General features: G+C 77.1%; 24 protein-coding genes. 4 read left to right on the plus strand and 20 right to left on the minus strand.

All coding sequences use genetic code 11. The features are described 5' to 3' along the window. From AAHH18_RS04620 to AAHH18_RS04645, 6 genes are all read right to left on the minus strand, one after another. A partial coding sequence (locus tag AAHH18_RS04620) for a hypothetical protein (RefSeq protein WP_343300753.1) occupies window positions 1-393 on the minus strand: 393 nt, incomplete at its 3' end. Further along, window positions 390-1,238, minus strand: a complete 849-nt coding sequence (locus tag AAHH18_RS04625; protein WP_343300754.1) for a hypothetical protein — start codon at window positions 1,236-1,238, stop codon at window positions 390-392. The genes AAHH18_RS04625 and AAHH18_RS04620, both read right to left, overlap by 4 nt. Beyond that, entirely contained in the window at window positions 1,231-2,652 is a 1,422-nt protein-coding gene (locus AAHH18_RS04630; RefSeq protein ID WP_343300755.1) for a winged helix-turn-helix domain-containing protein, read from the minus strand. The genes AAHH18_RS04625 and AAHH18_RS04630 overlap by 8 nt, the downstream gene beginning before the upstream one ends. A gap of 3 nt (window positions 2,653-2,655) precedes the next feature. Continuing rightward, window positions 2,656-3,426 (minus strand): amino acid ABC transporter ATP-binding protein, encoded by a 771-nt coding sequence (locus tag AAHH18_RS04635; protein ID WP_283320639.1) that lies wholly within the window; start codon window positions 3,424-3,426, stop codon window positions 2,656-2,658. Further along, window positions 3,405-4,322: an amino acid ABC transporter permease gene (locus AAHH18_RS04640; RefSeq protein WP_283320640.1), complete on the minus strand. Its 918-nt coding sequence runs from the start codon at window positions 4,320-4,322 to the stop codon at window positions 3,405-3,407. The genes AAHH18_RS04635 and AAHH18_RS04640 overlap by 22 nt, the downstream gene beginning before the upstream one ends. Continuing rightward, the gene (locus tag AAHH18_RS04645; RefSeq protein ID WP_343300756.1) at window positions 4,322-5,170 is read right to left on the minus strand and encodes an ABC transporter substrate-binding protein; all 849 of its coding nucleotides are present in this window, start codon (window positions 5,168-5,170) and stop codon (window positions 4,322-4,324) included. The genes AAHH18_RS04640 and AAHH18_RS04645 overlap by 1 nt, the downstream gene beginning before the upstream one ends. A 341-nt stretch (window positions 5,171-5,511) precedes the next feature. Here AAHH18_RS04645 and AAHH18_RS04650 point away from each other — a divergent pair, with 341 nt between their 5' ends. Beyond that, window positions 5,512-6,627, plus strand: coding sequence for a pyridoxal phosphate-dependent aminotransferase (locus AAHH18_RS04650; RefSeq protein WP_343300757.1), 1,116 nt, complete (start codon window positions 5,512-5,514; stop codon window positions 6,625-6,627). Between the two features lie 12 nt (window positions 6,628-6,639). On the opposite strand, the gene AAHH18_RS04655 is transcribed toward AAHH18_RS04650, so the two are convergent. The 9 genes from AAHH18_RS04655 to AAHH18_RS04695 form a co-directional block, all read right to left on the minus strand. After that, window positions 6,640-6,855 carry a hypothetical protein gene (locus AAHH18_RS04655; RefSeq protein ID WP_343300758.1) on the minus strand — a complete coding sequence of 72 codons (216 nt, stop codon included), beginning with the start codon at window positions 6,853-6,855 and terminating at the stop codon, window positions 6,640-6,642. 53 nt (window positions 6,856-6,908) lie between these two features. Further along, on the minus strand, window positions 6,909-7,943 hold the full coding sequence (locus AAHH18_RS04660; protein WP_343300759.1) for a zinc-binding alcohol dehydrogenase family protein: 1,035 nt from the start codon (window positions 7,941-7,943) through the stop codon (window positions 6,909-6,911). Beyond that, complete coding sequence (locus tag AAHH18_RS04665; RefSeq protein WP_343300760.1) at window positions 7,940-8,656, minus strand: GTP pyrophosphokinase; 717 nt, start codon at window positions 8,654-8,656, stop codon at window positions 7,940-7,942. The genes AAHH18_RS04660 and AAHH18_RS04665 overlap by 4 nt, the downstream gene beginning before the upstream one ends. An 8-nt stretch (window positions 8,657-8,664) precedes the next feature. Beyond that, entirely contained in the window at window positions 8,665-9,504 is an 840-nt protein-coding gene (locus AAHH18_RS04670) for a universal stress protein (protein ID WP_343300761.1), read from the minus strand. A gap of 55 nt (window positions 9,505-9,559) precedes the next feature. Next, window positions 9,560-10,408 carry a universal stress protein gene (locus tag AAHH18_RS04675; protein ID WP_283320647.1) on the minus strand — a complete coding sequence of 283 codons (849 nt, stop codon included), beginning with the start codon at window positions 10,406-10,408 and terminating at the stop codon, window positions 9,560-9,562. A 127-nt stretch (window positions 10,409-10,535) separates the two neighbouring features. After that, entirely contained in the window at window positions 10,536-10,781 is a 246-nt protein-coding gene (locus AAHH18_RS04680; RefSeq protein WP_283320648.1) for a hypothetical protein, read from the minus strand. Window positions 10,782-10,824: 43 nt separating this feature from the next. Further along, the gene (locus AAHH18_RS04685; RefSeq protein WP_343300762.1) at window positions 10,825-11,157 is read right to left on the minus strand and encodes a hypothetical protein; all 333 of its coding nucleotides are present in this window, start codon (window positions 11,155-11,157) and stop codon (window positions 10,825-10,827) included. 34 nt (window positions 11,158-11,191) lie between these two features. Next, window positions 11,192-12,037, minus strand: a complete 846-nt coding sequence (locus AAHH18_RS04690; RefSeq protein WP_283320650.1) for a universal stress protein — start codon at window positions 12,035-12,037, stop codon at window positions 11,192-11,194. A 124-nt stretch (window positions 12,038-12,161) separates the two neighbouring features. Further along, complete coding sequence (locus AAHH18_RS04695) at window positions 12,162-13,790, minus strand: sensor histidine kinase (RefSeq protein WP_343300763.1); 1,629 nt, start codon at window positions 13,788-13,790, stop codon at window positions 12,162-12,164. 119 nt (window positions 13,791-13,909) lie between these two features. Between AAHH18_RS04695 and AAHH18_RS04700 the strand changes: the two genes are divergently transcribed. Further along, window positions 13,910-14,566: a response regulator gene (locus tag AAHH18_RS04700; RefSeq protein WP_283320652.1), complete on the plus strand. Its 657-nt coding sequence runs from the start codon at window positions 13,910-13,912 to the stop codon at window positions 14,564-14,566. A gap of 13 nt (window positions 14,567-14,579) precedes the next feature. Here the strand turns inward: AAHH18_RS04700 and AAHH18_RS04705 are convergent, their stop codons facing one another. The 5 genes from AAHH18_RS04705 to AAHH18_RS04725 all read right to left on the minus strand — a co-directional run bounded on the left by AAHH18_RS04705 (window position 14,580) and on the right by AAHH18_RS04725 (window position 17,618). After that, window positions 14,580-15,122: a DsrE/DsrF/DrsH-like family protein gene (locus tag AAHH18_RS04705; RefSeq protein WP_283320653.1), complete on the minus strand. Its 543-nt coding sequence runs from the start codon at window positions 15,120-15,122 to the stop codon at window positions 14,580-14,582. A 9-nt stretch (window positions 15,123-15,131) separates the two neighbouring features. After that, window positions 15,132-15,446 (minus strand): TusE/DsrC/DsvC family sulfur relay protein, encoded by a 315-nt coding sequence (locus AAHH18_RS04710; RefSeq protein WP_283320654.1) that lies wholly within the window; start codon window positions 15,444-15,446, stop codon window positions 15,132-15,134. Between the two features lie 13 nt (window positions 15,447-15,459). Then, the gene (sqr, locus tag AAHH18_RS04715; RefSeq protein WP_343300764.1) at window positions 15,460-16,704 is read right to left on the minus strand and encodes a type III sulfide quinone reductase, selenoprotein subtype; all 1,245 of its coding nucleotides are present in this window, start codon (window positions 16,702-16,704) and stop codon (window positions 15,460-15,462) included. A 51-nt stretch (window positions 16,705-16,755) separates the two neighbouring features. Further along, window positions 16,756-16,965: a DUF1918 domain-containing protein gene (locus AAHH18_RS04720; RefSeq protein ID WP_222172173.1), complete on the minus strand. Its 210-nt coding sequence runs from the start codon at window positions 16,963-16,965 to the stop codon at window positions 16,756-16,758. 71 nt (window positions 16,966-17,036) lie between these two features. After that, window positions 17,037-17,618 (minus strand): DoxX family protein, encoded by a 582-nt coding sequence (locus tag AAHH18_RS04725; protein ID WP_343300765.1) that lies wholly within the window; start codon window positions 17,616-17,618, stop codon window positions 17,037-17,039. A gap of 285 nt (window positions 17,619-17,903) precedes the next feature. On the opposite strand from AAHH18_RS04725, the gene AAHH18_RS04730 reads away from it, so the two are divergent. Both AAHH18_RS04730 and AAHH18_RS04735 read left to right on the plus strand, forming a co-directional pair. Continuing rightward, on the plus strand, window positions 17,904-18,188 hold the full coding sequence (locus AAHH18_RS04730) for a dsRBD fold-containing protein (RefSeq protein WP_283320657.1): 285 nt from the start codon (window positions 17,904-17,906) through the stop codon (window positions 18,186-18,188). A gap of 24 nt (window positions 18,189-18,212) precedes the next feature. Next, window positions 18,213-18,575: a helix-turn-helix transcriptional regulator gene (locus AAHH18_RS04735; protein WP_343300766.1), complete on the plus strand. Its 363-nt coding sequence runs from the start codon at window positions 18,213-18,215 to the stop codon at window positions 18,573-18,575. The last annotated feature ends 2 nt before the right edge of the window (window positions 18,576-18,577 follow it).

Here is an 18,577-nt window from a genome sequence, read left to right on the forward strand (position 1 = left end):
CCCGCGCGGGTGCCGCGCGAGCCCCGCGGTCGCCAGCGGCGTGAGCGCCCCGAGCGCGAGCCCCGTGACGACCCGCCCGGCGAGCAGCAGCGCGAACCCGCCGGGCGCGGGCGCGGCGACGAGCAGCAGCGCGCCGGCGGTGTCCAGGAGCAGCAGCGCCGCGACGACCCGCCCGGTGCCCGCCCCGGACGCCCGCGCCGCGGTCCGCGGCCGGGCGACCACCGTCATGGCCGCGACCTGCGCGACCCCGTGGGCGGCGAACAGCACCGCGGCGGTCCACCGGGACCCGGTCTGCTCCTGCACGAGGTGGTACCAGGCCGACGGGAACGCCGAGTACGCGCCGGCGGCGGCGAGCGCCACGGCGAGCCGGGTGGTGCCGGTGGTGCCCGTCACGGCCGCACCCCCGGCAGGCACGCGGCCAGCGCCACGTCGCAGACGGCGGAGCCCGCGACGTCGAGCAGCACCGGTCCGCGCGGCCGCTCGACGAGCCCGGCGAGCAGGCGCGGCACCGCGGGGGTCGCGGCGCCCGGCCGCACGTGGTCGTCCAGCACCGGCACGCCCGGCGGCCGGTGCCACGTGCGGGCGCCGTCCAGCGCGACGACGGTCGCGTCCGGCGAGAGCGCCGCCAGGTCCGCGACGGGCGCGTCCGCGCCGGTCGCGGAGAACGCCCAGTCCGCGTCGGCCAGCACCGCCGTGTCGGTCCCGACCCGCAGGTCCGCCACGCGGGGCGCCAGCTCGGCGTGCAGCGAGCGCGCCGACGCCGCCGTCCGCACGAGCACGCGCACGGCCGCCGCCGGCTCCGAGGCGAGCACTGCGTCGAGCACCGCGCGGTTCGTGGACCCGCAGCCGACCAGCGCGACCGCGCCCGGCGGCCGGGTGGCCGCGGCACGGGCCACCGCGACGGCCGTCGCCGCCGTGCGCACCCGCGTGAACGCCATGCCGGTGACGACGGCGAGCGGGGTGCCGTCCGACGCGTCGGACACGACCACGGTCGAGGTGGACGTCCCCGGCCGGCCCGGCGCGCCCGGGGCGTACGAGGCCCACTTGGCGGCGGCCAGCCCCAGCCGCGGCACGACGCCGGCCAGCGAGAGGAAGAACGCACCGGGACCGGTGGGCAGCACGGCCTTCGGCGCCTGCGACGCCGCCCCGGTGCCCAGGTCGGCCAGGCAGCGCGCGACCTCCGCGACCACGGCGGGCAGGCTCACGCGGGCCACGTCCGCGTCCGTCAGCTCACGCACCCGTCGCCTCCCGTCCCGCACGCACGCCACCGCCGGGGTCGGCCCCCGGCAGCACGTCCGGTGCGCCGTCGGCCCCGGCGTCCAGCGCCGCGTCGCGGGTGCGGGCCTCGACGGCCAGCGCGACGACGGCGGCGACGGTCCGCAGGTACGCGGACCGGGCGGGCGGGAACGCCCGGGGCGCGCGGCTGACGAACGCGAGGTCCCCCCACACGCGGCCGTGCACGTGCAGCGGGAACATCACGCACGCGTGCAGGTCCTCCGCGGTGGACATCCGGGCGGTCACCGGGAACCGCTTGGACAGCCGCGTCATGTCGGACATCTGCACGACCTCGCCGCGGGCGTACACCTGGGAGCCCATGAACCCCTCGCTGATGGGGTGCCCGGTCGCGATGGACTGCCGCCACCGCGCGGACATCCCCGCCGACGCCACCAGCCGCGAGACGCCGCGGCCGGCGTCGTCGACGTCGAGCCGGAACACCGTCGCCGCGTCGCCGAAGCCCCGCGTCACGGCCCACTGCACGACCGTCTCGGCGATCGTCGCCGGGTCCTGCGCGGCCGGGAGCGTGTCGATCAGCGCCTGCAGCGCGTCCGCCTGCGCGTTGAGCACCGCGATCGCCTGCCGCAGCCGCTCCTCGCTGCGGTCCTCGCCGAGCTCGGCGACGGGCTGGAGGAACTGGTAGCCGAGGCCGCGCGCGGACCCGATCCACCGCGGCGCGCGCGGCGGGTCGCCGATCTTGCGCCGCAGCCGGCCGACGTGGATCCGCAGGGTGTTGCGGACGTCGCCGTGCCGCCACCCCCACACCTGCTGGGCGATCTCGTGGTGCCCCGCCACCTGCTGGGCGCGCCCCATGAGGTAGGCCAGCAGGTCGAACTCGGTCTGGCTGAGCGGCACCGGCTCGTCGTCGAGCAGGCAGCGCCGGGCCTGCAGGTCCACCCGCATCGGGCCGGCCTGCAGCCACCGCACCTGCAGCAGCGCGTCACCGGCGGCGCTGCGGCCCAGCGCCGTGAGCCGCGCCACCACCTCGCGGGCCCCGGCGCGGGGCTCGACGACCAGGTTCGCGCCCGCCCCCAGGAGCGTGAGCTCCTCGTCGGCGGTGACGTCGGTGGCCACCACGGCGAGCGGGAACGAGCCGGCCCTCCGCAGCTGCCGCACGGCCTGGTGCACCCACGCGAACGTGCTGCCCCCGACCAGCACGATCCGGGTGTCGCGGACGGACGCGACGTGCGCCGCGCGCGTGATGTCGTCGTGCACCGCCGTCGGCCACTCCGCGCGCCCCGCCCGCCCGCGCAGCCGCGACGCGGGCGACCCCGGCTCCGCGCACAGCACGGCCGGGCTGAGCACCGCGAGGTCCTGCGGGGTCAGCGCGCGGCCGAGGCCGGCCTCGAGCGGCGTCGGGGACGTGGCGGCCACCACGGCTCAGAGCACCTTCGACAGGAAGGAACGGGTGCGCTCGTGGGCCGGCGCGCCCAGCACCTGGGCGGGGGCGCCCTGCTCGACGACCAGGCCGTCCGCCATGAAGGCGACCTGCGAGGCGACCTCGCGGGCGAACGCCATCTCGTGCGTGACGACGATCATCGTCATGCCGTCGGCGGCGAGCCCGCGCATCACGTCGAGCACCTCGCCGACGAGCTCCGGGTCCAGAGCGGACGTCGGCTCGTCGAACAGCATGAGCCCGGGCCGCATCGCCAGGCCGCGCGCGATGGCGACGCGCTGCTGCTGGCCGCCCGACAGGCTGCGCGGGTAGGCGTCGGCCTTCTCGGCCATCCCGACGCGCGTCAGCAGGTCCATCGCGGTCGAGACCGCGGCGTCCCGCGAGTACCGCCGCACCCGCATCGGCGCCTCGATGACGTTCTGCAGCACCGTCAGGTGCGGGAACAGGTTGAAGTGCTGGAACACCATGCCGATGTCGGCGCGCTGCGCGTGCACCGCCTTCGGGGACAGCTCGTGCAGCCGGCCCCCGCGCTCCTCCATGCCGATGAGCCGGCCGTCGACCACCACCCGGCCCGCGTCGGGCCGCTCCAGGTGGTTGATGCAGCGCAGCAGCGTCGACTTGCCGGAGCCGGAGGCGCCGATCAGGCACAGCACCTCGCCGGCGCGCACGTCGAGGTCGACGCCGCGCAGCACCTCGTGGGAGCCGAACCGCTTGCGCAGCTCGCGCACCTGCACTAGCGCCTGGGGAGCAGCCACCGGGCCCACCTTCCGTTGCGGGTGACGTCGTCCGGGGTCCGGCGGAAGCCGGCGCCGAGCCGGGCCTCGACGCGGGACTCCACCGCCGTCAGGGCGGTGACCACGGCGAGGTACCAGAGGCACACGACGATGAGGACGGGGATGGTCTCGTACGTGCGGGCGTAGATGAGCTGGCCGGCGTACAGCAGCTCCGGCAGCGCGATCACCGACACGACGGACGAGTACTTGAGCAGGCCGATGGCCTCGTTGGCGGCCGGCGGGACGATGACGCGCAGCGCCTGCGGCAGCACGATCCGGCGGAACGTGTCGAGGCGGCCGAGCCCGAGCGCGTGCGCGGCCTCCGTCTGCCCCTTGTCGACCGAGATGATCCCGGAGCGGATGATCTCGCCCAGGTACGCGGCCTCGTTGAGCGCGAGGCCGAGGATCGCGGCCGTCCACGGGGTGATGAGGTCGTTGGTGCTCGCCGACCACAGCGTGGGGCCGAACGGCACCCCGATGCTCACCGTCGGGACCAGGATCGCCAGGTTGTACCAGAGGATCAGCTGCACCAGCACGGGCGTGCCGCGGAAGAACCAGACGTACGCCCCCGCGGTGCCGCGCAGCAGCGGGCTGGTCGACAGCCGCATGGTCGCGAGCACCAGGCCGAGCGCCGCGGCGATGACCGTGCCGATGAGCGTGAGGAGCAGCGTCGTGCGCAGGCCGGCGAGGATGCGCGGGTCGAACAGGTACCGGGCGACGACGTCCCACTGGTAGTTCGGGTTCGTGACGAAGGACGAGACCACCGCGACCGCGAGCACCGCGACCACGGCCATGCCCACCCAGCGCCACGGCCTGGGCCGCGGGACGACGACGTTGTCGGCGCCCCGCGGCGCCAGGGTGAGGTCCGGGCGCGTCATCAGAACGGCGACCCGTTGACGATCGGCTCGTCCAGGGCCCGGGACGGGATGCCCCAGTCCTCGAGGATCGCGGTGTAGGTGCCGTCGGCCATGATCGCCGCGAAGGCCTCCTCCACCTGGGCGGTGAGCTCGCTGTCCTTCGGGAACGCCGCCGCGAAGTAGCCCTCGTTGAGGTAGCCGCCGGACGTCTTCAGGTCGTCGGGGCTCTGGGACAGGATGTACGCGTTCGCGGCCGAGTCGTTCGGCGTGACGTCGATGCGACCGGACTTCAGGGCCAGCACCGTCGCGTCGAGGTCGGCGAACTCGTTGACGGTGATCGCCGGGTCGCCCGCGTCCGTGCACGCGGTCGAGGCGTCGGCGAGCAGGCCGGCCTCCAGCGCGCCGCCGGGGATGCCGACGACCTCGCCGCACAGGTCGTCCATGGACGCCACGTCGCGGAAGTCCGAGCGGGTCAGGAAGTTGTTCTCCGCGAGCAGGTAGTCGACGAAGTCGACCGTCTGCTGCCGCTCCTTGGTGTCGAACATGCCCGTGAGCGCCATGTCGTACCGGCCGGACGCCAGGCCCGGGATGATCGTGTCGAACCCGGCGCTGGTCATCTCGACCGGCCGGCCGAGCTGCTCGGACAGCGCGGCGGCCAGGTCGACGTTGATGCCCTCCCAGGTCGAGCCGTCCTCGCCGAGGAAGTTGTACGGCAGCAGGGAGGGGTCGGCGGCGGCGACGACCGGGTCGCCGCCGGCGCTCGACGAGGGGGTGTCGCCGGTCGCGTCGGCGGAGCCGGAGCAGGCCGAGAGGCCGAGCACCAGCGCCGAGGCGCCGGCCACGAGGAACCGCGTGCGGGAGGTGCGCATGGGGACTCCGTTCGGGGCGGGTCGAGGATCAGGTGGGGGGAGGGATCCCGGCACCGGGCGCCGTCCGCAGGGGGTCGGCCGGTGCCCGGCGTGCCGTGGTGACCATGAGACGGACCGGGTGTTACAGCCGCGTGACGCTGGACGGTCCGCGCGGTTTCGACCCCGCGGAACCGACACGTTCCCGACACGGAGGGCTTCCTACGATGGCCGGGACGCCCCTCCTCGCGGTCGGGCCGACATGTTCCCGACGCACGAGAGGTCCCTCGGTGCCCCCGACTCCCCCGACGCCGCCCGCCCCGACGCAGCCCCCCTCGCCCGCCGCGGGGGACGCGGTCGCCCGCATGATGGCCACCGAGACCGCCCCGGACGAGGTGGACCTCTCGATCGGCGAGCCGGACCAGCCGCTGCCCGGGGTCCTCGTGGAGGCGGCGGTCGCGAGCCTGCGCGCCGGGCGCACCGGCTACACGCCGAAGCTCGGCCTCAGCGACCTGCGGGCGCTGGTCGCCGAGGACGTCGAGGCCGGCACCGGGTTCCGCCCCGACCCCGCCGACGTCGTCATCACCGTGGGAGGGACCGGCGCCGTCGCGGTCGCCCTGGCGGCGACGTGCGCGCCCGGGGGCGCGGCCGTGGTGCCCGACCCCGCCTGGCCCAACTACCGGGTGCTCGCCGGCCGCCTGGGGATCGCGGTGCTGCCCTACCGGCAGGGCCCGTCCGGCGACGCGTTCGCCGACCTGGACGCCGTGGAGGCGGGGCTGCGCGCGGGCGCCCGCCTGGTGGTCGTGAACTCCCCGAGCAACCCCACGGGCGCGGTGGCGTCGTCCGCGGCGCTGCGGGAGGTCGTCGCGCTGGCGCGGGAGCACGACGCGTTCGTGCTGTCCGACGAGGCCTACGAGGCCGTCGTGTTCGCGGGCGGCCGCGCCCCGTCACCGCTCGCGGACGGCGGCCACGACCGCACGCTCGCGGCCCGGACCTTCTCCAAGACGTGGTCGATGACGGGCCTGCGGGTCGGCGCCCTCGTGGCACCCCCGGCCCTGCGGGAGGCCGTCGCCGCGCTGCACGGCACCACGGCGGGCTGCGCACCGGTCACGGCCCAGCTCGTCGCCGCCGAGGCGCTGCGGTCGCTGCCCGGCCGCGGCGCCGAGCTCGCAGCCGTCTACCGGGCGCGGTCCGAGCGCGCGGTCCGCCTGCTCGGGCCGTGGGCGCCGCAGGAGCCGGTCGCCGCGCTCGGCGGGTTCTACCTGTGGGTGGACGCCCGGCGCACCGGTCGCACCAGCGCCGAGCTCGTCGCCGCCCTGCGGGGCCACGGCGTCGTCACCTCGGCCGGCACCGTGTACACCGCGCAGGACGGCTACGTGCGGCTCGCGCTCACCGCGCCGGACGACGTCCTGGACGCGGCCCTCGCGACGACCCGGCGGACGCTCGACGCGCTCGCCGCCGAGGCTCCGGCGCCGCGCTGACGGCGACGCCGCTCAGCCGGCGAGCCGCACCAGCGCGCCGAGCGCGGCCGTCCCGGCGACGCCGGCCACGGTCCAGGCGACCATGCTCCCCGCCACCCAGCCGGTCAGCCGGGCGCGGCTGCCGGGCGCCCACAGCGGCGCGGGCTCGTCGCGCAGGTGGTCCAGGGCGTCGCGGACCGCGCGCAGCGGGGTGGTGGTACGGGCGGCGGTGGGCGTGACGGTGCTCATGGTGCTCTCCTCGTGGGTGGGCGGGTCGTGCAGGGGGCCGGGGTCACCGGCCGTCACCAGGATGCCCGCGCCCGGACGCCGCCGGGTGGGCTCTTCGGCCCGGGCAGCAGCACCGCGGCGCCCGCGAACCGCCCCGCGCGCAGGTCGGCGAGCGCCGCGTCGGCGCGGTCGAGCGGGTACGGCACGGCGTGCACGCGGACGCCGGCCCGGACGGCCTCCGCGAGGAACGCCCGGCCGTCCTCGCGGGTGTTCGCCTCGACCGACCGCAGGGTGCGCTCGTGGAACAGGTGGCGCCGGTAGTCGAGCGGCGGCACGTCGCTGAGGTGGATGCCGGCGACGGCCACCGTGCCGCCGGGCCGCACGGCCGCGAGCGCCACCGGCACGATCTCCCCGGCCGGTGCGAACACGATCGCGGCGTCGAGCGGCTCCGGCGGGGCGTCGGTCGCGCCGCCCGCGGACGCGCAGCCCAGCTCGAGCGCGAGGCGGCGGGCGTCGGCCCCGCGCGTCAGGACGTGCACCCGGGCGCCGCGGGCGAGCGCGACCTGGGCCGTCAGGTGCGCCGAGCCGCCGAACCCGTACAGGCCGAGCACGCCGCCGGCGGGCAGCTCCGCGCGGGACAGGGCCCGGAACCCGATGATCCCGGCGCACAGCAGCGGCGCGTGCGTGGCCGGGTCGAGCTGCTCGGGCCAGTGGTAGGCGTAGGCGGCGGGCACGGTCGCGTACGGCGCGTACCCGCCGTCGGCGTCCCACCCGGTGTAGCGCGAGGCCCGGCAGAGGTTCTCGCGTCCGGCGCGGCAGTCGGCGCACGTGCCGCAGGTGTGCCGCAGCCAGGCGATGCCGGCCGCGTCCCCGGTCGCCCACCCGGAGACGTCGGGTGCGGCGTCCACGACGCGCCCCACGGCCTCGTGCCCGGGGACGACGGCCGGGCGGTGGGGCGGCAGGTCGCCGTCGAGGACGTGCAGGTCGGTGCGGCAGACGCCGCACGCCTCGACGCGCACGAGCAGCTCCCCCGGACCCGGCGCGGGCACCGGGCGCTCGAAGCGTGCGAGCACGCCGGCCGGCCGCACCTCCCACGCCAGCACGGTCACTCCCCTCCCCGGACGACGGCGTCGCCGGCCGGCTCCGTCCCGCGGGCGGAGCCCCGGGCGGCGACCTCCGCGCGGATCCGGTCGAGCTGGCGGTCGAGCCGGTCGGCACGGTCGGCCGCCGACCGCAGCCGCGCCCGCAGGTCCTCCGGGGCGTGGTCGTCCAGCGACCGCCGGACCGCGTCCCACGCGTCCATGACCGCCGTGAGGACCTGGACCTCCACGGTGCGGGTCCCGGGGCCGCCCGGCAGCGCGACCGGCACCGCGAGCACGGCGTGCAGGGCGCGGCAGCCGGACACCGGCGGGTGGGCGAGGTGGTCGTCGACCGCCAGCAGGCCCGCGCCGGGCCCCGCGAGCAGCGCGCCGAGCACCGGCCGCAGGTCGCCGCGCGACGTGCACACGAGCCGGACCCCCGCGACGTCCGTGACCCCGCGCCGCAGCGCGCCCGGCGACGGCTCCAGGCCCCGGCGCACGGCGGCGACGACGATGCTCTCCGGGCTGCGCACCCACCACGCGACCCGCTCCACCGGGTCCGTGCCGTGCAGCTCGACGAGCCGGGCGCGGACCGCGGCGACGCGCCGGAGCGTCTCGTCCACGGCCAGCCGGGCGTCGGAGCGCAGCAGCGCGACCTCGCCCCGCAGGCGCAGCGAGGCGGCGGGGTCGGGCGCCGCCTGGCCCGTCGCGCGCTCCGCACCGGCGGACGCGGGGCGGTCCACCGGGCACCTCAGCCGCGCACGACCAGCACGGGGCACGGGGAGTGCAGGACCACCGCGTGGCTCGTCGAGCCGAGCAGCATCCGCGAGACGCCGTGCAGCCCGCGGCTGCCGACCACCAGGAGCCGCGCGCTGTCGGCGGCGGCGAGCAGTGCGCCGGCCGGGTCGGTCTCGACGAGCCGCCGCCGGACCTCCAGGCCCGGGTGCTCCTCCTCGAGCCCCGCCGACGCCGCCTCCAGCACGGCGCGGGCGTGCGCGTGCGTCGCGGACCCGAGGTCCGGCGGCACGCGGACCGCCCACAGCACCGAGGCCTCCTGCCAGGCGTGCACGACGTCGAGCACGCCGCCGGTGCGCGCCGCCTCGACCGCCGCCGCGCGGACCGCGGCGGCGCTCTCGGCCGAGCCGTCGGTCCCGACCACCACGCGGTCGGAGGCGGGGCGGGTCAGCGGGGGCACCACGGCGACGGGGCACTGCGCGCCCGCGACCACCTGGTAGGCCAGGGAGCCGGAGAACACCCGCTGGGTGGGTCCGAGCCGCCGCGTGCCGACCACGACCAGGGCGGCGCCCGCCGAGCGCTCCGTGAGGCTGCGCGCGGGGGTCTCGAGGTCGATCTCGGTGCGCGCCTTCAGGTCGGGGACCGCGGCGCAGACGCGCTCCGCCTCCCGCTCGAGCATCTCCCGGACGCCGGCGCGCACGGCCTCCTCCCAGACCTCGCCGTAGCCGGCGCGCGGCCGGCCCACGGCGTGGACGAGCACCAGCTCGGCCCCGCGCGCCGCTGCCTGCTCCCCTGCCCAGTGCACCGCGCGCTCGCTCGACAGCGTGCCCGCGACCCCGACGACGACCTCGGTCATGATGCCTCTCCCCTCGATGCGGGACGTGCGCCCCGGTGCCGCCCCGGCGGACGGCTCAGTGCGACCGGACGACCAGGACGGGGCACGGCGCGTGCAGCACCAGCGCGTGGCTCACCGAGCCGAGCAGCATCCGCGCCACGCCGCCGCGCCCGTGGCTGCCGACCACCACCAGACGGGCGGTGGCGCAGGTCGCGAGCAGCGCGGCGGCGGCGTCCGCCTGCACGAGCGTGCGCTCGACCTCCAGGTCGGGGTACATCTCCCCGAGCCCCGCGGTGGACTCCCCGAGCACGACGCGCTCCTCGTCCTGCACCGCCGACGGCAGCTCGGGCGGCACCCAGCCCACGGACGCCAGCACCGCGGGCTCCTGCCAGGCGTGCACGACCTGGAGCGAGGCCCCGACCCGGTCGGCCTCCTGCGCGGCGGCGGCCACGGCGGCGACGCTGTCCCGGGAGCCGTCGACGCCGACGACGACGCGGTTCTCCGGGACGCGCAGGGAGGGCGGGACGACCGCCACCGGGCAGTGCGAGCCCGCGACCACCTGGTACGCGAAGGAGCCGGAGTACACGCGGTGCGCGGCGGTGGTGCGGCGGGTACCGACGACGAGCAGCCGCGCGGTGCCCGACCGGCGGGTCAGCGCCCGGCCGGGGGTCTCCAGGTCGATCTCCGTGCGCACCGTCAGGCCCGGGTGGTCCTGCGTGGCGACCTCGACCTCGTGCGCGAGCATCCGCTGCACGCCGGCCCCGACCGCGTCGTCCCACACGCTCTCGAACCCGCTCACCGGCAGCCCCAGGGCGTGGACGACCACGAGCGTCGCCCCGCGGGCCCGCGCCGCGTCCGCGGCCCACCGGACCGCCTGCTCGCTCGACGGCGTGCCCGCGACGCCCACGACGACCTCGCCGCTCATCGGGTGCTCCCTCCTCCGGGGCGCGGGCACGACGACCCGGCCGACGGACCCACGGTCCCGCCCGGGAGCCGGGACCGCCCAGGGCCGAACGACCCCGCGCCCCGCCGCAGCCGACCCTCGGGCGCCGTCAGCCGTGCGAGGACAGCACGCGGGCCAGGCCCGTGCCGTGCACGCCGGGGTACTCGACCGAGATCACGTAGTCCCGGCCCCCGGCGCGACGCTGCGCCCACCCCTGCACCTCCAGCACGTCACGCGCCTCGAACACGCGGTGCACCTCGCCGGAGGGCCGGCCGTGCGCGACGAAGTCGACGCGGTAGACGGGCTGGTCGTCGTCCTCGGCGGCGTGCCGGGGATCCCGGGGAAGCGTGCGCACGGCGGTGTCCTCTCTCTGGGCGGTCGGTCCGGTACCACGGTGGTCAGGGGCGGGCACCCGGCCGGCGCCGGCGCGCCAGCCCGCGCAGCCCGCGGCGCCCGTGGTCGAACTCCTCGACCGCCTCGAGCGCCTCGTCGAACGTCCGGAAGATCGTGCCGCGCCCCTCGATGAGCTGCGGCGGCGTCCCGGTCGCGGGCACGAACACCGCCTCCCACCGCAGGTCCCGGATGCAGCGGACCTCGTAGCAGCCGTCGGCCGTCCCCGCGACGTGCGAGCTGCCCACCAGGTGCCACGCGAAGTCCGGTCCCGGACGCGGCCGGCCGACCCTCCCGCCGCCCGGCGTGCCGTCCGCGGGCGTCGTCGTCTGCTCGTGCATGGCTCACGTCCTCCCTGCCCCGGCGCCGTTCCCGTCAGCGCCGCACGACGAGCACCGGGCACGGCGAGTGCAGGACGACCGCGTGGCTCGTCGAGCCGAGCAGCATCCGCGCCACCCCGTGCAGCCCGCGGCTGCCGACGACGAGCAGCCGTGCCGAGGCCGCGGCGGCCAGCAGCGCCGCGGCGGGCTGCGCGCGCACGAGCGTCCTCTCGATCTCCAGGTCCGGGAAGTCCTCGCCGAGCCCGGCGGACGCCTCGGCCAGCACGACCTCCTCCTCCTCGCGCGTGACGTCGGACAGGTCCGGCGGCAGCCACGTGGCGCTCATGATCACGGCGGGCTCCTGCCAGGCGTGCACCACCTCCAGCACGGCGCCGGCGCGGTCGGCCTGCTCGGCGCCCGCGCGCACGGCGGCGACGCTGTCCGGCGAGCCGTCCGCACCGACCACGACGCGGTCCTCCGCCGGTCCGGTCACCGGCGGCACCACGGCGACGGAGCAGTGCGACCCGGCGACCACCTGGTACGCGAGCGAGCCCGTGAACACCCGCTCCGCGGCGGTCATGCGGCGGGTGCCGACGACGACCAGGCGCGCGGTCGCCGAGCGGCGGGTCAGGCAGCGCGCGGGCGTGTCGGCGTCCACCTCCGTGCGGATCTTCAGCTCCGGCAGGTCGTGCCGCGCCCGGCCGGCCTCCCGGTCCAGCATCGCGGCGACCTCGGCCTCGAGCATCGCGTCCCACGCCGCCTCGAGCCCCGGCGAGGGGCGACCCGTGGCGTGCACGAGCACCAGCTCCGTCCGCCGCGCCCACGCCTCCTGCGCGCCCCACTGCACCGCGCGACGGCTCGACTGGGTGCCGTCCACCCCGACGACGACCTCGTGGCCCATGCCGGACTCCCTCCGTCCCGCGCCGAGCGACGGCGTGCTTGCCGTCACCCGTGACGCTAGGACGGGCCCCTGCGGGGCGCAGGTGCCGGTCGTCCCCTCCGCGGTCGCCGACCGTCCCGCGCGCTCAGGGCCCCGCCCCGGGCGGGCGGACCGGCCCCAGCGGCACGCTCCACACCAGCCGCGTCCCGCCCTCCGGGCGCTCCCGGATGCTGAGGCCGCCGCCCAGCTCCGCGGCCCGCGAGCGCATGTTGCGCAGGCCGTTCCCGGGGACGACGGCGCCCTCGGACAGCCCCGCGCCGTCGTCGTCCACCTGCAGGGTGAGGGCGTCCGGCCGGGCGGAGACCAGCACCTGCACGGTGTGCGCCTGGGCGTGCCGCGCGACGTTCGTCAGCGCCTCCGTGAGCACGGACGTCAGGTGCCCGGCGACCGGCTCCGGCACCACGGTGTCCAGCGGCCCCTCCATGCGGATGCGCGGCTCGCAGCCGAGCGCCGGGACCACCGCGCCGACCGTCTCCGTCACCCGCCCCCGCAGCCCCTCCGCCATCCCCGGGCGCTGCAGGGCGAAGATCGCCGACCGCAGGTCGCGGATGGCCTCGTCGAGCTGGCCGACCACCTCGTCCGCCGCGGGACGCAGCTCCTGCGGCAACCGGGGGCGCATGCTCTGGACGGTGAGGCCCGTGCCGAAGATGCGCTGGATGACGAGGTCGTGCAGGTCCCGGGCGATCCGCTCGCGGTCCCGGTAGACCGCCAGCGTGCCGCGCTGCACCTGGGACGTCGCGAGCTCCAGGGCCATCGCCGCCTGCCGGGCGAAGGCGTCCACCATCGCGCTGTCGTGCTCCCCGAGCGGCGACGCGCCCGGCCGGCGGGCGACGAGCAGCACGCCCAGCGCGTGCCCGCGCGCGGACATCGGCACGATCCGCGCCGGTCCGAGCACCGGCGCGCCCCGCAGCGTGGCGGCGCGCGGGTCGGTGCGGAACTCCACGACCCCCTCCGGCGCCCCGGCGCGCAGCACCGCCCCGCTGAGCGACCGCCCGACGGGCACGCGCGCCCCCCGCACCCCGCCGGCGGCGCGCCCGCTCGCGGCGTGCACGACCAGGTCGTCCCCGTCGGGCAGCAGCACGCACACCAGGTCCGCCCGCGCGAGCTCGCGGGCCCGGTCGCAGACCAGCGTCAGCGCCGCGGAGCGGGGCAGGCCGGCGAGCAGCTGCTGCTCGATCTCGACCGACGCCTCGAGCCACTGCTGCCGGTGCCGGCCCGCGTGGTACTGCCGGGCGTTGTCGATCGCGACCCCGGCGGCCGCGGCGAGGGAGACCATGAGCTCCTCGTCGTCCGCGGTGAAGTCCGCGCCGCCCCGCTTGTGGGCCAGGTAGAGCACGCCGAAGACCCGCGAGCGCACGAGGACGGGCACCCCGAGGAACGTGTGCAGCCCGGGGTGCCGGGGCGGGTCCGCCGCGGCGGCCGGGTGCGCCGCGAGGTCGTGCACCCGCAGCGGCCGGGCGTCGTCGACGAGCGCGCGCAGCACGCCCCGCCCGCCCGGCGGCTCCCACGCGCGCTGCCCGGGGACCTCGGGCACGCCGGCCGTGACCGAGGTGCCGATGCTCAGGTCGGGGCCCACCACGGCGAGCGCGCCGTAGCGGGCGTCGGTCAGCACGCACGCGGCCTGCGCGAGCCGGCCGAGCACGTCGCGCAGGTCGCCGTCGTCCTGCACCGCGACCATCGTGTCGATGAGCGCGCGGGCGTGCCGCCGTGCCACGGCGAGTCCGTCGGCCCTCGCCGACGCCGTCCGTCCGCCGACCGTCGACATGCCTGCCCCCACCTGCTCGCTCGCCCGGGGGGGTGCCCCGGGGTGCCGGTGTGCGGTACAACACCAGCATGGCCCAGAGCGGCGCCGCTGCACAGATCCGCGTGTTCGTCCTCGACGACCACGAGGTGGTGCGGCGCGGCCTGCGCGACCTGCTCGGCCAGGAGCCGGACATCGAGGTCGTCGGCGAGAGCGGGTCGGCGGCCGAGGCGACGCGGCGCATCCCCGCGCTGCGGCCCGACGTGGCCGTGCTGGACGCGCGGCTCCCGGATGGCAGCGGCATCGAGGTGTGCCGCCAGGTGCGGTCCCAGGACCCGTCGGTCGCCGCGCTGATCCTCACGTCGTACGACGACGACGAGGCCCTGTTCGCCGCGATCCTCGCCGGCGCCGCGGGCTACGTGCTCAAGGAGATCGGCGGCGGCGAGCTGCTCGCCGCGATCCGGCACGTCGCGGCCGGGCACTCGATGCTCGACCCGGCGGTCACGGGGCGCGTGCTCGCGCGGCTGCGGGCCGGCCCCCCGGAGCCCGACGAGCTGCACGACCTCACCGAGCAGGAGCGGCACATCCTGGCGTACATCGCCGAGGGCCTGACGAACCGCCAGATCGGCGAGCGCATGTACCTCGCGGAGAAGACCGTGAAGAACTACGTCTCGCACGTGCTCGCGAAGCTCGGCGTCGAGCGGCGCACCCAGGCGGCCGTGCTCGCCGCGCGGCTGCTGCGCGACTGACCGGCACGGCCCGTCAGACGAACAGCAGCTGCGCGCCCGCCGTCTTCTCGACGAACTCCGCCGCGCTGATGATCCCCTCCAGGTCCTCGCGCAGGTCCGACTCGTCGAGCGCGAACATGTCCGCCGACATCCGGCAGCCCCACAGGTGCCCGCCGGCCGCGACGATCTGGTCGAGCAGCTCCGGGACGTCCGGGATCCCGAGGTCGCGCAGCTGGCGGCGCATCATGCGGGTCGTCACCGCCGAGACCCCGGGTGCCGGGGCCACCGCCTGGGGCAGCCGCAGGTCCCGCAGCGGCAGGTGCATCGCGGTGTTGGCGACGGGCGAGAACCGCAGGTCGTGCATCCGCGAGCGCACCACCATGTCGAAGCCCCAGAACGTGAAGAACAGGTGCGTCTCCACGCCCTCGCCGAGGGCGGCGTTGGCGATGATCAGCCCCGGGTACGCCATGTCGAGGTTGCCCTTGGAGCAGATGATGGCGATCGTCCGGTCGTCGCCGGCGTCGTCGCCGAAGTCGGGGACGATCGCGGGCCGGGGTGCGGCCGTCGTGTCGGTCACGGGTCCTCCTCAGACGCAGCCGTGCGGCTTGGGCAGTCCCGCGACGTAGGCCATCTTGCGGCCGGGCTTGCGGGGGAAGAGCGCGAACTGCTCCTTGACCGGGACGCCGCCGACCACGTCGACCCGGCGCGTCGTGGGGGTCTGGCCCCGCTCCGCGTAGTCGGCGCGCAGGAAGCGCAGCACCTCCCAGTGCCGGTCGGTCAGGGTGATCCCGATCTGCTCGGCGAGCGCCTTCGCGAGGTCCTCGTCCCACTCCTCGGGGCGGCTGAGGAACCCCTCGTCGTCGACGTGCACCGCGCGCTCGCGGATCTGCACCACGGGCATGGCGTCCTCCTGGTCAGGCCGCGGCACGGGTCGCGGCGGGTTCGCGCCGCGGGGCGCGGCTGGGGATCGGGACCGGGCGGCCGTGCAGCAGCACGTTCCAGTACAGGCGCTGCGTCGCGGCCTTCGCCCAGTGGTTCGCCCGCGTCTCGGCGAGCAGGCTGAGCGGCCCGACCACCGGCAGCGGGTACCGGCCGGGCAGCGGCTCGGCGTCGTAGCCGAAGTCGAGCAGCAGGGCGCGGCCCCGGCCCGACTCGACGAAGCAGTTCGCGTGGCCGTCGTACAGCCGGGTCATGGGCCGCCCGCGGTCGTAGGACACGAGGTTGTCGGCGAACACGTCGGCCTCGAAGTGCGCCACCGAGCCGGCCTTGGAGGTCGGCACGTCCGTGGCGTCCCCGACCGCGAACACCCCCGGGTGGGCCCGCGACATCAGCGTGCCGGGGTCGACCGGCACGTCCTGGAGCACGTCCCCCATCCCGGAGCGCGCCACGAAGTCGGCCCCGAGGTTGACGGGCACCGTGACGAGCAGGTCGAACGGGGCCTCCCGGTCGTCGACGGACACGAGGCGCCCGTCGTCGACCCGGTCGACGACGAAGTCCGTCCGCACCCGGACGCCGCGCGCGTCGAGCATGCCGCCGAGCCGCTCGCGGGCGACCGGCTGGGTGAACGCGCCGTCCAGCGGCGTGACGTACGTCAGCTCCGTGCCGGCCCGCAGGCCTCGGCGGCGCAGCGCGTCGTCGAGCAGGAAGGTGAACTCCAGGGGCGCGACCGGGCACTTGATGGGCATCTCCGTGACGTGCACGACGACCCGCCCGCCGAGCCACCGCTCGAGCCGGCGGTGCAGCGCGACGGCGCCGTCGGGCGTGTAGAACTCGTGCACCCGCCGCCGCCACTGGTCCCCGGCCATGCCCGGGGTCTGGTCGGGCCGGGGCGACGTCCCGCTCGCGACGACCAGGTAGTCGTACGGCAGGACGCGGCCGTCCTCCAGGTGCACCCGGCCGCGGGCCGGGTCGACGCCCTCGACCTCGCCGAGCACCAGCTCGACGCCCGGCTCCAGGTACCGGCGCCGGGACCGGACGAGCTGGTCGGGCGTCGCCGCCCCGAACGGCACGGTGAGCAGGCCCGGCTGGTAGAGGTGCCGGTCGTCGCGGTCCACCACGGTCAGGCGCCAGAAGTCGCGCTCCACCCGCAGCCGGTGCAGCAGCCGGTTGGCGACCATCGTCCCGGCGGTGCCGCCTCCCAGGATCAGCAGGTGCTTCATGGTCGGTCCCTTCGGGGTCGGGCGGCCGGGCGGCGCGGGGCGCGGCCCGGGTCAGGTGCGGTGACGCGGCGGTTCGTCGCCGTGGTGCACGGTCACGCCCGGACCGGGGAAGAACAGGCCCACGTGGCCGGTGTCCGACCAGCGCACGGAGTACGGCGGCGACCCGTCGGGGTGCGGGACGGCGACGATCTCGCCGTCGCGGTCCGGGGCGTCCACCTGCGGTCCGGGGACGACGATCCGGTCCCCCACTGCGGCTCTCATCGTGACCTCGCCGGGGACGGGAGCGAGGTCGTGCGCCGCGCCCCGGTGAGCGGCGCACGACCCGACCGGGGTCAGCGCAGGACGGGCCAGCGGCGGACCGCCGGCGTCTGCGCCCACCAGCGCCCGACGCCCCAGGTGTCGCCCGAGCGCAGGACCGCGCAGACGATGAGCACGAGCGCGAAGATCACGTGCGAGTCGACGGCCGGGTTGGTCGACCCCTGCGTCGGCGGCCACTCCGCGAGCCACATCAGGGCCATGAGGAGCGTGCCGGCGCCGGCGGCCACGTACAGCCCCGCCCCGGTGACGACCGCGATGCCGATGCCCGCGAGCGCGAGCATGAACAGCCAGTCGGCGACGGTCGGGTCGAGCCAGTCGAAGAACCCCTCGGCCGGGCCGGTCACCGACGCCAGGTACCCCGCTGTCGGCGACCCGCCGTCGACCCAGGCCGTCCCGAGCTGCTGCCCGTCGACGACGGCCCCCGTCGAGTAGGTGAGGCCGAACAGCTTGTCCAGGAACGCCCACAGGAAGACGAACCCGATCGCGAGCCGCGTCACGGCGAGCCACCGGCGCGCCGAGGCGGTCGAGACCAGGTCGGTCTCCACGAGGACCGTCGGGTGGACGGTCCGGTGCGAGGGCTGGTGCGCGGTGCTCATGACGTCCCCCTCCGGGTGCGTGCTCTGCCAGGTGGCACCACGCTGCCGCGGGCCGCCCGCCCGCCCCAGGGCCGAACGCCCTCAGCGCCCGGCCGAGCGACCCGTCCGGGCCGGGACCGGCGACCGGCGGTGCCCGGACGAGCCCGGATCGGGACCTTCGGTGCCCGCCGCCCGGACCGTCCGGCTCTGACGTGCGCGCACGTCCTCCCGCCACGCTGAGGCAGCACACCAGCAGCCGCGGCGCACCACCCGGTGCCGCACCGACCCGGAGGGACGACGACCACCATGACGCACACCTGGGACGTGCGGATCGACCTGTTCGAGGCCTCCGACGTCCCCGCCGCGGACCACACCACGACCACCGCCCACGCGATCCTCAGCACCTCCGCGGGCACCCGCATGAGCGGGACCGGCCGGGCGCGTCGCCGTCCGGGCGAGACCGACGTGCCGGAGATCGGCGACGAGCTCGCCGCGGCCCGGGCGCTGCGGGAGCTCGCGGACCGGCTGCTGGCGGCCTCGTCCGCCGACATCTCGGAGATCGAGCACCGCGAGGTGCGCCTGGCTCGGTGAGCCGCGGAGCAGGAGGAGGGCGTCGTGAGCCAGGACCTGTCGCCGGCACCGGGTGCCGGGATCGCGCCGGGGGTGCCGGCGCTGAGCGAGCGCGAGCGCGTCGTGCTGCGGGAGCTCCTCAGCGCGCAGACGCTCGACGAGGTGGCCGGGCGGCTGTACGTGTCGCGCAACACCGTGAAGTCGCAGGTGCTCAGCATCCACCGCAAGCTCGGCGTCACGTGCCGCGCGGAGGCCGTCGCGTGGGCCCGCGCGCACCTGCCCGACGTCGCGGGGTCCGACCGCGCCGGCGGGGGCACGGCCGGCGGGGGCGTCGCGGGCGTCGCGGCACCCCGCGGGGCGTCCGTCCCCGCCCGCCCGCTCGGGGCGCCCCGCCGCCCGGGGGCGTGACG

The sequence above is a fragment of the Cellulomonas olei genome, from assembly GCF_039548315.1.
Taxonomy (GTDB): Bacteria; Actinomycetota; Actinomycetes; order Actinomycetales; family Cellulomonadaceae; genus Cellulomonas.